Annotated in this window: 13 protein-coding genes and 1 tRNA gene; 4 read left to right on the top strand and 10 right to left on the bottom strand. The window is 67.2% G+C overall.

Going from position 1 to position 14,443, the window contains the following annotated elements; translation table 11 throughout:
* Positions 1–61 precede the first annotated feature (61 nt).
* A complete protein-coding gene (locus NO364_RS01135; protein ID WP_157689326.1) occupies positions 62–877 on the bottom strand; it encodes an SDR family NAD(P)-dependent oxidoreductase in 816 nt (271 codons plus the stop codon).
* Between the two features lie 82 nt (positions 878–959).
* On the opposite strand from NO364_RS01135, the gene NO364_RS01130 reads away from it, so the two are divergent.
* Positions 960–2,135 carry a mandelate racemase/muconate lactonizing enzyme family protein gene (locus NO364_RS01130; protein ID WP_157689327.1) on the top strand — a complete coding sequence of 392 codons (1,176 nt, stop codon included), beginning with the start codon at positions 960–962 and terminating at the stop codon, positions 2,133–2,135.
* A gap of 16 nt (positions 2,136–2,151) precedes the next feature.
* Here NO364_RS01130 and NO364_RS01125 read toward each other — a convergent pair whose 3' ends face one another.
* Both NO364_RS01125 and NO364_RS01120 read right to left on the bottom strand, forming a co-directional pair.
* Positions 2,152–2,991 (bottom strand): aldo/keto reductase, encoded by an 840-nt coding sequence (locus tag NO364_RS01125; protein ID WP_157689328.1) that lies wholly within the window; start codon positions 2,989–2,991, stop codon positions 2,152–2,154.
* Positions 2,992–3,042: 51 nt separating this feature from the next.
* On the bottom strand, positions 3,043–3,939 hold the full coding sequence (locus NO364_RS01120; protein WP_257628299.1) for a dihydrodipicolinate synthase family protein: 897 nt from the start codon (positions 3,937–3,939) through the stop codon (positions 3,043–3,045).
* A gap of 120 nt (positions 3,940–4,059) precedes the next feature.
* Between NO364_RS01120 and NO364_RS01115 the strand changes: the two genes are divergently transcribed.
* Together NO364_RS01115 and NO364_RS01110 are read left to right on the top strand one after the other, a co-directional pair.
* A complete protein-coding gene (locus NO364_RS01115) occupies positions 4,060–5,208 on the top strand; it encodes a mandelate racemase/muconate lactonizing enzyme family protein (RefSeq protein ID WP_257628298.1) in 1,149 nt (382 codons plus the stop codon).
* A 313-nt stretch (positions 5,209–5,521) separates the two neighbouring features.
* Positions 5,522–6,295: a DICT sensory domain-containing protein gene (locus tag NO364_RS01110; RefSeq protein ID WP_157689331.1), complete on the top strand. Its 774-nt coding sequence runs from the start codon at positions 5,522–5,524 to the stop codon at positions 6,293–6,295.
* A gap of 19 nt (positions 6,296–6,314) precedes the next feature.
* On the opposite strand, the gene NO364_RS01105 is transcribed toward NO364_RS01110, so the two are convergent.
* Positions 6,315–6,683: a hypothetical protein gene (locus tag NO364_RS01105; protein WP_157689332.1), complete on the bottom strand. Its 369-nt coding sequence runs from the start codon at positions 6,681–6,683 to the stop codon at positions 6,315–6,317.
* A 123-nt stretch (positions 6,684–6,806) separates the two neighbouring features.
* Here NO364_RS01105 and NO364_RS01100 point away from each other — a divergent pair, with 123 nt between their 5' ends.
* A complete protein-coding gene (locus NO364_RS01100) occupies positions 6,807–9,521 on the top strand; it encodes a PAS domain S-box protein (RefSeq protein ID WP_257628297.1) in 2,715 nt (904 codons plus the stop codon).
* A 44-nt stretch (positions 9,522–9,565) separates the two neighbouring features.
* On the opposite strand, the gene NO364_RS01095 is transcribed toward NO364_RS01100, so the two are convergent.
* The 6 genes from NO364_RS01095 to NO364_RS01070 form a co-directional block, all read right to left on the bottom strand.
* A tRNA-Gln gene (locus NO364_RS01095) sits at positions 9,566–9,638 on the bottom strand.
* Between the two features lie 101 nt (positions 9,639–9,739).
* A complete protein-coding gene (locus tag NO364_RS01090; protein ID WP_157689334.1) occupies positions 9,740–10,174 on the bottom strand; it encodes a metal-dependent transcriptional regulator in 435 nt (144 codons plus the stop codon).
* A gap of 2 nt (positions 10,175–10,176) precedes the next feature.
* Positions 10,177–10,671: a ferritin-like domain-containing protein gene (locus NO364_RS01085; RefSeq protein WP_157689335.1), complete on the bottom strand. Its 495-nt coding sequence runs from the start codon at positions 10,669–10,671 to the stop codon at positions 10,177–10,179.
* Positions 10,672–10,769: 98 nt separating this feature from the next.
* The gene (gene sufD, locus NO364_RS01080) at positions 10,770–11,981 is read right to left on the bottom strand and encodes a Fe-S cluster assembly protein SufD (RefSeq protein WP_157689336.1); all 1,212 of its coding nucleotides are present in this window, start codon (positions 11,979–11,981) and stop codon (positions 10,770–10,772) included.
* Positions 11,982–11,983: 2 nt separating this feature from the next.
* A complete protein-coding gene (gene sufB / locus NO364_RS01075) occupies positions 11,984–13,414 on the bottom strand; it encodes a Fe-S cluster assembly protein SufB (protein WP_157689337.1) in 1,431 nt (476 codons plus the stop codon).
* A gap of 26 nt (positions 13,415–13,440) precedes the next feature.
* Positions 13,441–14,358 carry an ABC transporter ATP-binding protein gene (locus NO364_RS01070; RefSeq protein WP_157689338.1) on the bottom strand — a complete coding sequence of 306 codons (918 nt, stop codon included), beginning with the start codon at positions 14,356–14,358 and terminating at the stop codon, positions 13,441–13,443.
* Positions 14,359–14,443 lie beyond the last annotated feature (85 nt).

Raw genomic sequence — 14,443 nt, 5'->3', positions numbered from 1 at the left:
CTCACGAGCGAGCGACAAAAGTGTGCACCTCGGGCGGCGACGGGTGACTCCCGGCCCCCGGTCAGAAGGCGCTCGGGGTGAACCCGCCGTCGACGGTGATGGTCTCGCCGGTGACGTACGACGCGGCGGGGCTGAGGAGGTAGACGACGGCGCCGGCGATGTCCGCGGGGCGGCCGATCCGACCGATCGACGCCCGCTCGACGATGCGTTCGTACCGGTGGCTCCCCTCGGCGTAGGCGTCGGCGGTCTGTGGGGTGGCGACGAACCCCGGCCGGACGGCGTTGACCCGCACGTCGGGGCCGAGGTCCTTCGCGGCCGCGTGCGTGTAGCCGTCGATGCCACCCTTGGCCGCCGAGTAGGCGGCCAAGTCCTCGATGCCGAGCGCCGAGGACAGCGACGCGACGTTGACGACGCTCTCCAGGTCGGCCCGGTCGAGGAACGTCTGGACGGTCCGGTGGACGCCGGTGAGCTGGACGTCGAGGACGCGCGCCCACTCGTCGTCGGTCACGTCGGCGACGGACGCGCGGGCGATGGCGCCGGGGGAGTTGACGACGGCGTCGACGGTACCGAACCGCTCGACGGCCGCGTCCGCGAGCGCGTCGAGCGAGTCGCGGTCGGTCACGTCACAGGTATGTTCGAGCGCCGCCGCGCCGCGTTCCCGAGCCGCCGCCGCGGTGGCGGCGACCCGCTCCTCGGTTCGACTCGTCGGAACGACGTTCGCTCCCTCGATGGCGAGGGCGAGGGTGATCGCTCGGCCGATACCGCTCGTTCCGCCGACGACGACGACCGTCTTTCCGTCGACCGATATGGGTTCGTAGTCGACGGCCGCGCTGTGGTGTTCGTCCGGCACGACCGTCCGATGCGCGGCGACCGTCATATACGTTCGTGTCGACGGCCGACGGCGGCGGGATTGGTCGCATCGGTACGCTTAAGCACGTTCCTTCGGGAGCCGTATGCACATGTCAGACGTAAGTATCTCCGGAGTAGAGACGTATCTGGTCGCGAACCCCTGGAAACCGTGGGTGTTCGTCGAGGTGGAGACGGACGCCGGCGTCACCGGCATCGCCGAGGCGACGACCCACGACAAGCCACGGACGGTCGCCAAGGCCATCGACGAGATGTCGAACTACTTCGTCGGGAAGGACCCCTTCGACACCGAGCAGATCTGGCTGGAGATGTACCGCGACGAGTGGTTCTCGAAGGGCGTCGTGAACACGACGGTCTGTTCCGCGGTCGACATGGCCTGCTGGGACATCAAAGGGAAACTCCTCGATAAGCCGGTCTACGAACTGCTCGGCGGGAAGGTCCACGGCGACGAACTCCGGGCCTACGCCAACGGCTGGTACACGGACACGGACGGCGAGCCCGAAGGCTTCGCGGAGGCCGCCGAGCGCGTCGTCGACGACGGCTACGACGCGATGAAGTTCGACCCGTTCGGCACGGCGTGGCAGCGCATGTCGAAGAAGGACCTCAACCACTCGGTCGACATCGTCCGCGCGGTGCGCGAGGCGGTCGGCCCCGACGTGGACCTGCTCATCGAGTGTCACGGCCGGTTCACCGCCGGGCAGGCCGTCGACATCGCCCGCGAACTCGACGAGTTCGACCCGACGTGGTTCGAGGAGCCGTGTCCGCCGGACTCGATCAACAGCCTCGCCGAGGTGGCCGACAAGTCGCCGATCCCGGTCGCGACCGGCGAGCGCCACATGACCAAACACGACTTCTTCGACCTCGTCACCCGGACGGACGTCGACGTCTTCCAGCCGGACCTGATGAACACCGGCGGGATCACCGAGGGCAAGAAGATCGCGGGCCTCGCGGAGGCCGACCACGTCAGCATCGCGCCACACAACCCCCAGGGGCCGGTCGCGGGGGCCATCTACTCTCACTTCTGTACCTCGACGCCGAACTTCATGATCCAGGAGATGTTCCAGACCTACGACGTGGACTGGGTCGACAACCTGCTCGTCGACCCGCTGGAGGTCGAGGACGGCTACGTCCAGGTGCCCGAGGGCCCGGGCTTCGGGATCGAGCTCGACCACGACGTCATCGCGGAACACGCCTACACCGAGGACAAGGTCCACACGATCAACCTCTTCGAGAAGGACTGGGAGAAGCGGGCAGTCGAGAAGCGATAGTCGGTCGGCGCCCTCGTTATTTCGGCACGCCGTAGACGTCCCGCGACCAGTCCCGCGTGAGGGTGTCGTAGACCGGCTCCCCTCGGTCGAGTTCGTCGATCCGGCGGTGGTCCGCGGGGTCCAGTTCCCACCCGAAGAGGTCGATATTCTCCGCGACGTGAGCGGCCGAACTCGACTTGGGGAGGACGACGATATCCTTCTCGACGGCCCACCGGAGCACGATCTGTGCGGGCGTCCGGTCGTACGCCTCGGCGAGTTCGAGGATGGTCTCGTCGTCGAGACAGGCCGTCCGAGCGAGCGGGGCGGCGGCCTCGACGACGACGCCCTCGGACTGGCAGTACTCGACGAGGTCGTGTCGCTGGAACTGCGGGTTGAACTCGATCTGGTTGACGGCGATGGGGACGTCGCTAACGTGCAGCGCGTTACTGAGTTGGTAGCCGGTGAAGTTCGACACGCCGACGTTCCGGATCTTCCCCCGGTCGTGGAGCGTCTCCATGGCGTCGAGCGTCTCGCGCAGCGAAATGGCCGGGTTCGGCCAGTGGATCAGGTACAGGTCGAGGTAGTCGGTGCCGAGCCGATCGAGGGTTCGCTCGCAGGCCCGGACGACGTTCCCGTAGTTGAGGTTCTTGGGGAGGACCTTCGAGGTGAGAAACAGGTCCTCGCGCTCGTAGTCGGCCAGCACGTCGCCGATGGCGGCCTCGTTGTGGTAGCCCTCGGCCGTGTCGACGTGCGTGTACTCGCCGTCGAGGGCGGCGCGGACGGACCCGCGGACGGCGTCGTCGTCGAGGTCCCATGTCCCGAGGCCGACGACCGGCAGTTCGTCTCCGCTCGGCAGGGTCAGTGACGGTACGGACATCGGTTCGGCCTCTCGCCGCCAGGGACATCAATCGTGGGGGCGAGCGGGCGGCTACCCCGACGCGAGGAGGTCGAGTTCGTCCATGACCTCGTGCAGCTCCGTCCGTTCGGACTCGGAGAGGCGTTGGATGGGGGGTCGCGGAACGCCCAGATCCCGCCCGGCGAGCCGTGCGCCCTGCTTGAACGCGGCGGGGAAGGTCCCGCCCATGAGCGCGTCGGCGAGCGGCGTGACCGTCTCGACCTGCGTCGTCCGGGCGCGGTCGAGGTCGCCGGCACGGTAGGCCTCGTAGACGTCGAGCAAGGGCTCCGGCGCGACGTTGGCGGTGCCGGTGACGCCGCCGTCGGCCCCGAGCACCAGACTGGGCAGGAGCAACGAGCCGAGCCCTTGGAGGTAGACGAACTCGTCGGGCGTGTTCCCGATGATGCGGGAGCCCCACGTGAGGTCGCCGCTGCTGTCCTTCAGGCCGACCACGTTGTCGAAGGCGGTGGCCAGGTCGGCCACGGTGTCGACCGCGAAGGTCTGTCCCGTCATGTCGGGGAGGTGATAGAGGAGGATCGGGAGGTCGGTCGCGTCGGCGATACGGGCGTAATGGTCGTACAGTCCCTCCTGGTCCGTTTCGAGGAAGAAGGGGGTGATCGCGACGAGGCCGTCGGCCCCGGCGGCGTCCGCCCGCCGCGTGCGTTCGACGGCTTCGAGCGTCCCGCTGGCGCCGACGCCGGCGTAGACCGGAACCGACCCGTCGGCCCGGTCGACGACGGTGGCCGTCACCCGTTCGAGTTCGTCGGTGTTCAGGTTCGACAGTTCGCCGATCGAGGCGCCGGGAAAGAGGCCGTGGACGCCGGCCTCGATCAGGAAGTCGACGTGGTCGCGGAGTCGGTCGTCGGCGATACTGCCGTCCTCGGCGAACGGCGTCACGAGTGGGGGGACGATCCCTCGGATATCGGTCATGGTGTGAATGGGCCTACCCACCCCCGCACCGGGGATAAACTTTGTCCCACGCCGTCGGAACGCGGACGACCGCCGGCGGGCGACCGAAAAAGGTATCATCGTCTTCGGTCGTCATCGGGTATGCGAGTCACTGACGTGGAGACGTTCGTCGTCGACGCGGACTGGCGCAACTGGTTTTTCGTCCAAGTCACCACCGACACCGGGATTACGGGCGTCGGCGAGGCTCTGAGCGGGGAGGGGCTGACCGCTGCGCTGGAGGCCACCGCCGAGGCGCACAAACATTACGTGATCGGCGAGGACCCGCTGAACCGGAAGGGGATCAGCCGGAAACTCCGCCGCTATCCCTTCGCCTGGCGCGGCGGAAAACTCATCAACGCCGTAGCCGCGGCCGTCGACATCGCCCTGTGGGACATCGCCGGCAAACACTACGGCGAACCCGTCTGGAAACTCCTCGGGGGCAAGGTCCGTGACGAGATTCCCGTCTACGCGAACGGCTGGCACATCGGCGAGCGCACGCCCGAGAACTACGCCCACCACGCGAAGAAGGCCATCGACGCCGGGTATCCGGCCCTGAAGTGCGATCCCTTCGCCCACTACGAGTACTCGCTCACCGACGACCAGCTCGACGAGGTGGCCGACCTCCTCGAGGCCGTGCGCGACGCCGTCGGCTGGGACGTCGGCATCGGCCTCGACTGCCACGGCCGGTTCACCCGTCGGGGCGCCATCGAAGTCGCCGAGGCGCTCTCCGAGTACGACATCATGTTCCTCGAGGAGCCGGTCGAACTCGAGGACCGCGAGGTGATGGCCGACGTCACCCAACACGTCGACATGCCCGTCGCCACCGGCGAACGCATCTACAACAACGAGACGATGGAGGACGTCGTCCGCAAGCAGGCCTGTGACATCGTCCAGCCCGACGTGACGAACTACGGGAGCCTCCAGGAGGTCCAACACGCGGCGTCGATGGCGAAATCCCGGTACATGACGGTCGCGCCTCACAACCCGAACGCGGGAGTCAGTACGGCCGCCTCGGTGCACCTGTGTGCGGGGATCGAGAACCTCGAAGTCCTCGAACACATGAGCCGCGACGTCGACTGGGCCGACGAAATCATCGACCACGACTTCACCGTCGAGGACGGAAGCATCGAGGTGCCCGACGAACCGGGCCTGGGCGTGACGTTCGACCCCGACGCCGCCCGGGAGTACCCCGGCGAACCCAAGGACAGCCACAGCCTCTTCGACGAGGACGGCGCGCTCAAGCGCCCGTAGACGCGTCGCGGTCCGGGGACGGTCCCGGCGCCGACTGCGGGGACTTCGGTCCCTGGTTACCAGATCCGATAATTTGATCGGGAGTCTCAAACCGCATCGTGAGCAATGTTCCCTGAGAACCCACATGCGAACCCAATGCCCGTTCTGTGGGAACCGCGTCGAAACCCTCCCCGAACACCTCGAAGAGTGTCAGGAGGCACCCCGTGACGACCCACGGACCGACTGATTGCGGGGCGGGCAACTGGCCGTGCCCGTCGACGGACACGCACCGGAGGACGAACGGTATCCACCCGCTGGCCGGACGCGACGACGGATGATCGACCCGCCGGACTCACTCGCGTCGTTCATCGAGCGGGGACCGGTCGCCGATCGGTCGCTGGCGGTCGTGAATCGGACCCGTCCGCGACCGATCCAGGAAATGCTGGAGGAGCTGTTCGCCGAACAGCACGTCGACGTCGAGGAACTGGACGTTCCCGACGCCGAGGCGGACGTGGTGTTGCTCCTCGACGACGACCGGGAGGTGATCGCCTCGTCGCCGCTGCAGGCACTCGAAGAGGAGTTGCTCCTGGTCAACTCCGACCTCTACGTGACCGGGACGAGGGCACTCGAGGACGTGACGATGCCGGCGGTCCTCGAAGGGCTGGCGGAGACGCCGTTCAGGGTCCGTGGCTACCCGGCGGCTCACTCGGAGAAGCTGCCGCTCATCGCGATATCGCGGTACATCGAGCGACTCGCCTGGGAGCACGGCGCCGGGCGGCTGCGGTCGTCGTTCCAGCGACTGTCCAGACTCGACGACGAGCGGGGCACCCGAGAGGTGTACCGACGGCTCGGGACGGCCGACGTCGACGTCCACGTCTACGGCGTCCCGGACTGGGTGCCGCCGGAGTCGTTCCCAGGCGTCGTCCACGCGGGCTACACCGGGGAGTTTCGCTCCTCCTGGTTCGTCGTCCACCACACGGACGACGGGGACGCACGGTCGGCGGCGCTCGTGGCCGAACGGGTCGGCGACGACGCGTGGGAGGCCGTGTGGACGTTCCGCCAGGACCGCGTGCACGCCGTCAACCGGTATATCGAGCGCGCGCTGTGAGTTCGACGTCTCTCCCCGATCAGGGGGTCGCCGACGCGTGCCGGACGTACCGATCGAGCGCGACGCCGCCGCCGAGACAGGCAAGTAGGCCGGCGTACCAGAGCAGGTGCGCCGGACTGTCGGGAGCGACGACGAGACGGATCGCCACCATGCCGACGACGTAGGCCGGGACGCCGCCGCCCAGGAACCGGGGGACGCCGATCCGGGTCACGCGACCGAAGGCGGCGCCGAGGGCGACAGCCACGAGGAGGACCAGTCCGATCGTCGGGGCCTCGCCGACGACCGTCGCAACGGCGGTCCAGTAGACGGCACCGGGCGGCCACAGCACCAGCCCCGACACCAACGCGAACGTGCCACAGACGGCGAGGTCGCGGGGGAGCCGTTCCATCGGGGAGCGTTCGCCCGCCCGACGCAAAACGGTGGTGACCGGCGGCCGTCGCGGTTCGCCGGATCGTCGCCAGTCGTTGAGAACGTTCAGGGGTTATTTACCGCACCTGGCCAATCGGACGCCATGAGCGGAACGACCGAACCGGGTCGCGTCCTCCACGTCGTCGACGAGTCGCCGACGGTCCGGTTCGAACCGTGGACCGACTGTACGGTCGAGACGGTGACGAACGCCGCGGACGCGAGCGTCCGACTCGCCGAGGCCGCGTTCGACTGTGTCGTCGTCGAGGACGACGCGTCCCTGACGGCGGTGCGGGCGGCGGTCGGCGACCTGCCGGTACTCGTCGTCGCGGCGACGGAGGCCGACGGGCTCGCCGACGATCGGTCCGTCGTCCTGACGGACCCGGACGCGAAATCGCTCGCCGACCGGGTGGACGGCGCCGTCGAGCGACAACGGGCGGCGCGGCGGGCCGCGAGCGCCGAGCGGGCGTATCGGCTCGTCGAGGCCGTCGGCCGAGCGCTCGCCGCGGCGGAGACCCGGAGCGAGGTCGACCGACGCGTCTGCGAGGCCGTCGCGGACGCCGGCCCGTACGCCGCCGTCTGGATCGGCGACCACGACCCCGAACGGGACGTCGTCACGCGTCGAGCGGCGGCCGGCGACGACGCGGGTTACTCCGGGGACGAGGTCCCGGCCGACGCGGGGGCGACGGGACGGGCGATCCGGACCGGCGAGGTCGCCGTCGAGCGTGGCGGCGGGGACACACCGGGCGACGAGGGCGGTGCGACCGCGGCCGTCCCCCTCCGCGACGACGGGACGGTAACGGGCGTGCTCCACGTGGCCACGCACCGGGCGGACGCGCTCGACGAGCGGACGACCGAGGCCCTGACGACGGCGGGGTCCCTCGTTGCCGACGCCACCGAACGCGCCGAGACCCGGGCCCGGCGCGAGCGCCGCAACCGCCAGTTCCGGAGCGCCGTCGAACACGCCGGCCACGTCGTGTTGCTCACCGACGCCGACGGCCGGATCACCTACGTCAACGACGCCTTCGAGTCCGTCACCGGCTACACGGAGTCGGAGGCGCTCGGTCGCAGTCCGGCGCTGCTCCAGTCGGGGACACACGACGAGGCGTTCTACCGCGACCTCTGGGAGACGATCCGCGACGGCGACGTCTGGCAGGGCGAGGTCGTCAACGAACGCAAGGACGGGAGCGAGTACGTCATCGACCAGACCATCGCCCCGATCAGCGACGACGACGGCGACGGTGACGATGAGGCCATCGGCTACGTCGCGATCAACCGCGACATCACGGCGCGCAAGGAGCGCGAACTGAACCTGACGTTCCTCAAGCGCGCCATCGACCAGGCGGGGATCGGCATCGGAACCTACGACGCCGACGGCTACGCGACGTACGTCAACGAACGCCTCGCCGAGCAGTTCGGGACGGATCGCGACGAACTCCGGGAACACCACATGTGCTCGCTGGATCCGCGGCTCGATCGGTCGCGGTTCCCGGCGTACTGGTCGTCGTTCGAGGACGGCGAGCGGCGCATCTACGACACGCGGATCGGACGTCTCGACACCGACGAGTGCGTTCCCGTCGAGGTCGTCACCTCGCGGGTGCGCATCGACGGCGAACCCTACCAGGTGAACACGGTCCGGGACGCGACCGAGCGCAAGCGACAGGAGCGTGACCTCGAACGCTTCCGGAGCGCGGTGGCCCACGCGGGACACAGCGTCCTCATCACCGACGCCGAGGGCCGGATCGAGTACGTCAACGACGCCTTCGAGTCCGTCACCGGCTACTCGGCGGCGGAGGCCATCGGGCAGACGCCCGCGCTGCTCCAGTCGGGGACACACGACGAGGCGTTCTACCACGACCTCTGGGAGACGATCCGCGACGGCGACGTCTGGCAGGGCGAGGTCGTCAACGAACGCAAGGACGGGAGCGAGTACGTCGTCGACCAGACCATCGCCCCGATCAGCGACGACGACGGCGAGATCACCGGCTTCGTCGCGATCAACCGCGACGTGAGCGAACTCAAGGCCTACGAACGCGAACTGGAGGCACAGAACGACCGACTCAAGCAGTACGGCGAGACGGTGGCCCACGACCTCCGGAACCCGCTCGCCGCACTCGACGCCGAACTCAAGCAGTTCCGCGCGACCGTCGACCGGGAGTCGGCGGCAGACGGTCCCGCGGACACCGTCGACGCCGCGGCCGTCAACGACCTCTGTGCGAGCATCGGCGACACCGTCGATCGGATGGAGACGCTGATCGAGGACCTGCTGACGATGGCCGAACACGGACAGCGAGTGATCGACCCCGAACCCGTCTCCCTGGAGAGTGCCGCGACCGAGGCGTGGACGGGCATCGACGCTCCGGACGCCGAACTGTCGGTACAGGACATCGCGGTCGACGCCGACCCCGACCAGCTCCGGGAACTGCTCGCCAACCTGTTTCGGAACAGCGTGGAGCATGGCTCCACGAGCAGCCGGACGCAGTCCGGCGACAGCGAGGGATCGGAGATCCCTCGGGAAACCGGCGAAGCCGGTGACAGCGTCGAACACGGCTCCACTGATGATCCCGACGACGGCCTCCACGTGTGGGTCAGCCCGCTCGATTTCTCCCCCGGCTTCGCCGTCGAGGACGACGGCCCCGGCATCCCGCCGGACGAACGCGACGACGTCTTCGAGCGCGGGTTCACGACCGCCTCGGACGGCACCGGCTTCGGACTGGCCATCGTCGAACGGATCGCCGACGCACACGGCTGGACCGTCTCCGTCACCGAGGGCCGCGAGGGCGGTGCGCGGTTCGAGTTCCGGACGGACGAAGATGCGTAGTGACCGGCGCCGGAATTATTTTCTCTGTATTCTTCATTGAAAAATAGTCCCGGGCGGATTCGAACCGCCGTCCTGGGCTCCAAAGGCCCAGATGATTGGCCACTACACCACGGGACTGCACTCCGTTCGTCCCGCGAGACTCGGGTGCCCTGCACCCTCACCGTGGGACCACGGCGTTCCCGTCTCGACGGTCACGCGGTATAAATCCAGCCGTTCCGTCAGTCCGCCGGGCGCTCGCACTCGATTTCGAGTTCCCGACAGGCGTCGGTTTCGGCGTCGAAGCAGTCCGGACAGTTGGGGTTGCGGTTGATGATGGTGTCGAGGCGGTCGGCCACCGTGTCGTCGATGACGGCCTCGAGCTCACGGGCCTCGGCGCGGAACTCCTCGACGTCGAGGACGTTCGCGAGGAACCGCTCGATGATGCAGTACGTCTGGATCGCGTCGCGGGCGCGAGCGATCCCCTCGTCGGTGAGGCGAACCCCCTTGTACTTCTCGTGTTCCGCGAGGTCCCGGCTCTCGAGTTTGCCGATCATCTCGTTGGCGCTGGCGGGGCTCACGTCGAGCATGTCCGCGAGCGTCCCCGTCGCCGCCGGGCCGTCTTCCATCTCCTGGATCAGGTAGATCGCCTTGAGGTACTGGTCTGCCGTGTTCATCGCTAATCGCGTGTCTCCATGATCTTCGTTACGTCTTCGACGCCGTCGGCCTCGTCCTGCCGGATGGCTCGCAGGGTGTCGAGGAGTCGGTCCCGATCCACCGAGAACCGCGCGTCGCTGGCCTCGATGGCCGACACGAGGTCGTCGTAGAACTTGTACGCCGTCTCCTCGTTACAGAGCTGATCGTAGAGGACGCCGTCGAAATCGTCCGGTTTGGTCTGGGCGTACTGGGCCTCGACGAGCGTCTCGATGTCCTCGAACGGGATCGACTCCGCGTCGAGGTCGGCGATCACGTCCTCCAGTCGCTCCCGGTGTGCGGCCGACTCCTCGGCTGCGTCGGCCAGCAAGGTCTCGATTTCGGGGTCGAGCTCCCGGTCGGCGCCGAGCGACTGGTAGTGGTGGTGTGCCCGCGCCTCGACGACCTCCTCGAGGACGATCCCGATCTGGAGGAGGCGGGCGAGCTGGTGGTCGGAGCCGACCCGATGGCTGACGCTCATCGGAACGGCTGCCACCTCCGAACGTGTGTGGTCGGGACGATCATACGAAGCAATCGGGGCGAGGGGAACTTAAGGCGTTCCCTGCGGCCCGTGACCGCCTACTCGCGCAGGCGAGCCGTGATCTCCGCTTCGAGGTCCTCGCGGAGCTCCTCGACCTCGATCTCCTCGAGGACGGGGACGAAAAAGCCCTCGACGAGGGTGTTCCGTGCCTGCCGCTCGGGAATCGTCCGCGAGGTGAGGTAGAACAGGTCCTCCTGGTCGACCTGTCCGACCGTCGCGGAGTGGGAGGCCTCGGTGTCGTGGTTGTTGATGATGAGCTTCGGCGAGGCGTCGGCCTCGCTGTCGTCGCTCAGCATGAGCGTGTTCTCGCGCTGGTAGGAGTTGGTGTCCCACGCCTCGCGACCCACGTCCTGGACGCCCTCGTACACCGATCGGGCGGTGTCGTCGAGGACGCCGCGGGTGACGAGGTCGGCCGTCGTGTGCTCGGCCTGGTGCCAAACCCGCGCGTTCACGTCGAAGTGCTGGTCGTCGTGGCCGAAGAAGGCCCCGACGATCTGGCTCTCGGAGCTGTCGCCGTTGAGCTCCGTCTCGATGTCCGAGCGGGTGAGCCGCGAGCCGATGTTGCCCTCGATCCAGTCGATGGTCGAGTAGACGCCCGCGTCGCCGCGCTTGCGCGTGACGTTGTAGGTGTCCTCGTCGAGCGTCTGGAGCGAGCCGTACTGGACGTAGCTGTTCTCGCCGGCGTCGACCTCGACGAGGTTGCTGTAGTAGCGCGCGCCGTCGACGTCGTCGCCGGAGTCGATCCGTTCGAGGATCGTCACCGACGAGGAGTCCTCGGTGACGACGAGGGTGTGACTGAACAGCGACCGGGAGTTCATGTCGGTCCGGATCGTCACGTCCTCGGCGTCGACGCCCTCGGGCACGTAGACGAACGTGCCGGTGGTGAACAGCGCCACCGACAGCGCCGTCAGGTAGTCGGTCTCGGGGTCGATGATCGAGCCGAACTTCGCTTCGAGGAGCGTGGGGTGTTCCGCCACCGCGTCGTCGAAGGAGAGCACCTCGACGCCCTCGTCGGTGAGCCGTTCGGTGTCGTCGGACTGGGTCAGCGGGTCCGCCAGTTCGGCGAAATCGAGCTGTTCGAGGTCGGTCCACCGACGCCCGGGCGTCTGGATGACGTCGGGCATCTCGAGGTGGTCGAGGGCCTTGAGCGCCTTCAGGCGCGTCTCGCGGAGCCAGTCCGGCTCGTCGCGGCTGTCGGCTATCTCGTGGACCGTCGCTTCCGAGAGGTCCGCTGGTACCTGCGCACTCATGATTATCCGAGACTCCCCTCCATCTCGAGTTCGACGAGACGGTTGAGTTCGACCGCGTACTCGATCGGTAGTTCCTCCGTGATCGGCTCGATGAAGCCGGAGACGATCATCTGCTTGGCGTCGTCGTCGTCCAGGCCACGGCTCTGGAGGTAGAAGACGTCCTCGTCACCGATCTTTCCGACCGTCGCCTCGTGAGCCACGTCGACGGCGGACTCGTTGATCTCCATGTACGGCATGGTGTCGCTGGTGGACTCGTTGTCGAACATCAGCGCGTCACACTCGACGCTGGTCGAGGAGTCCGACGCGCCGTCGGCGATGTGGACCAGGCCGCGGTAGTTGGTGCGGCCACCGTCTTTCGCGACGCTCTTCGACTCGATGGTCGATTTCGTCTCCGGGGCGTTGTGGTACACCTTCGCCCCGGTGTCGATGTTTTGCCCCTCGCCCGCGAAGGCGATGGTGATGTGGTTGTCGGAGGCGCCGCGACCCTTGAGCACCGTCGAGGGGTACAGCATCGTCGCCTTCGACCCCATCGATCCCGAAATCCACTCCATGCGACCGTCGCCCTCGACGAGGGCGCGCTTGGTGTTCAGGTTGTAGGTGTTCTTCGACCAGTTCTGCACCGTGGAGTACTGGACGTGGGCACCATCGTCGACGAACACCTCGACGCCGCCGGAGTGGAGGTTGAACGCGGAGTATTTCGGGGCACTGCAACCCTCGATGTAGTGGACCTCCGAGTTCTCCTCGGCGATGATGAGCGTGTGCTCGAACTGGCCCATCCCCTCGGAGTTCATCCGGAAGTACGCCTGGACCGGCATCTCGACGACGGTGTCCTCGGGGACGTAGACGAACGAGCCGCCGGACCAGATGGCGCCGTGGAGCGCCGCGAACTTGTTGTCGCTCGGCGGCACGCACTTCGTCATGAAGTGCTCGCGGACGAGTTCCTCGTGCTCCCGAAGGGCCTCGTCCATGTTACAGAAGATGACGCCTTTGTCCTCCCACTGCTCCTGCATGTTCTGGTAGACGACTTCGGACTCGTACTGGGCGCCGACGCCCGAGAGGGCGTTCTTCTCGGCCTCGGGGATGCCGAGTTTGTCGAAGGTGTCCTTGATGTCGTCCGGCAGGTCCGTCCAGTCGTCGACGCTCTCGCGCGTCTCGACGTCCGGGCGGATGTACGGGACGATTTCGTCCACGTCGACCTCGGAGAGGTCGGGCTGGCCCGGCCAGTCGGTCGGCATGGGCATCTCCTGGAACTGTTCCAGGGCCCGGAGCCGGCGTTTCAGCATCCATTCTGGTTCGCCCTTGTCCTCCGAGATGACGCGGATCGTCTCCTCGGTCAGGCCCTTGTCGGCCTGGAAGGAGGAGCGCTCCTCCTTCTTGAACTCGAAGCGAGCCTCGGTGTCCGTCTCTTTGAGATGGTCTTGATCTGAGCTCATGGTGTTGTGTTGTGGGTGTAGCCGTATTACGCTGTCCCGTAGACCTGCTCGCGGACCCAGTCGTAGCCTTCGTCCTCGAGCTTCCGGGCCAGATCCGCACCGCCGCTCTCGGCGATCTCGCCGTCGATCATCACGTGGACGTGGTCGGGCTCGACGTAATCGAGGATCCGCTGGTAGTGCGTGATCTGGAGGACCCCGGTGCCTTGCTCGTCACGGAGGGCGTTGATCCCCTTGGAGACGTCCTGCAGGCGGTCGATGTCCAGGCCCGAGTCGATCTCGTCGAGCACCGCGACCGACGGCTCGAGGATCGCCGCCTGGAGCACCTCGTTCTGTTTCTTCTCGCCGCCGGAGAACCCGGCGTTGAGGTAGCGCTGTGCGAACTTCTCGTCCATGTCCAGCAGCTCCATCTTCTCCTTCAGGAGCTGCTGGAACTCGGCGACACCGATCTCGCCGTCGTCGGCCTCACCCTCCATCGGGGAGGTGTCGTAGCCGGCGTCGTCCTCGTCCTCGGTTGCCTCGTCGTCCTCGTCCTCGAACAGTTCCTCGCGCTCCTCGTGTTTGGCGTTGAGCGCCTGTCGGAGGAAGTTCGTCATCGTGACGCCCTCGATTTCCGCCGGATACTGGAACCCGAGGAAGATGCCGAGCGCGGCGCGCTCGTTCGGTTCGAGATCGAGCAGGTCCCACTCGCGCTTCTCGGGGGGTACCTCCTCGTCGACGTCGGCCAGGTCCTCGTCGTCGAGGACGAGCGTGATCTCGCCCTCGGTGACCTCGTAGGCCGGGTGGCCGGCGATCACCTTCGCGGTCGTCGACTTACCCGAGCCGTTCGGTCCCATCAGGGCGTGAATCTCGCCCGATTCGACCGTGAGATCGACGCCACGAAGGATACTCTCGCCGTCCTCTTCTGCGACTTTCGCGTGAAGGTTGTTGATCTGTAATGTTGCCATGTCCCTATCGAGTGACTGGGGTGTAACACGCATAATGCTTACGCATTCTCCCCCTTCGAGTTCCGACAACAGTAACTATTGTTTC

Source organism: Haloplanus salinarum, assembly GCF_024498175.1.
Lineage (GTDB): Archaea > Halobacteriota > Halobacteria > Halobacteriales > Haloferacaceae > Haloplanus > Haloplanus salinarum.
Note: the sequence above shows the minus strand (reverse complement) of the source record. Positions and strands in the feature narration are given on the sequence as shown.

Bases quoted from the DNA above. Each gene is read 5' to 3' on its own strand.
- NO364_RS01135 (WP_157689326.1), bottom strand. From the start codon at position 877: ATGACGGTCGCCGCGCATCGGACGGTCGTGCCGGACGAACACCACAGC.
- NO364_RS01130 (WP_157689327.1), top strand. From the start codon at position 960: ATGTCAGACGTAAGTATCTCCGGAGTAGAGACGTATCTGGTCGCGAAC.
- NO364_RS01125 (WP_157689328.1), bottom strand. From the start codon at position 2,991: ATGTCCGTACCGTCACTGACCCTGCCGAGCGGAGACGAACTGCCGGTC.
- NO364_RS01120 (WP_257628299.1), bottom strand. From the start codon at position 3,939: ATGACCGATATCCGAGGGATCGTCCCCCCACTCGTGACGCCGTTCGCC.
- NO364_RS01115 (WP_257628298.1), top strand. From the start codon at position 4,060: ATGCGAGTCACTGACGTGGAGACGTTCGTCGTCGACGCGGACTGGCGC.
- NO364_RS01110 (WP_157689331.1), top strand. From the start codon at position 5,522: ATGATCGACCCGCCGGACTCACTCGCGTCGTTCATCGAGCGGGGACCG.
- NO364_RS01105 (WP_157689332.1), bottom strand. From the start codon at position 6,683: ATGGAACGGCTCCCCCGCGACCTCGCCGTCTGTGGCACGTTCGCGTTG.
- NO364_RS01100 (WP_257628297.1), top strand. From the start codon at position 6,807: ATGAGCGGAACGACCGAACCGGGTCGCGTCCTCCACGTCGTCGACGAG.
- NO364_RS01090 (WP_157689334.1), bottom strand. From the start codon at position 10,174: ATGAACACGGCAGACCAGTACCTCAAGGCGATCTACCTGATCCAGGAG.
- NO364_RS01085 (WP_157689335.1), bottom strand. From the start codon at position 10,671: ATGAGCGTCAGCCATCGGGTCGGCTCCGACCACCAGCTCGCCCGCCTC.
- sufD (WP_157689336.1), bottom strand. From the start codon at position 11,981: ATGAGTGCGCAGGTACCAGCGGACCTCTCGGAAGCGACGGTCCACGAG.
- sufB (WP_157689337.1), bottom strand. From the start codon at position 13,414: ATGAGCTCAGATCAAGACCATCTCAAAGAGACGGACACCGAGGCTCGC.
- NO364_RS01070 (WP_157689338.1), bottom strand. From the start codon at position 14,358: ATGGCAACATTACAGATCAACAACCTTCACGCGAAAGTCGCAGAAGAG.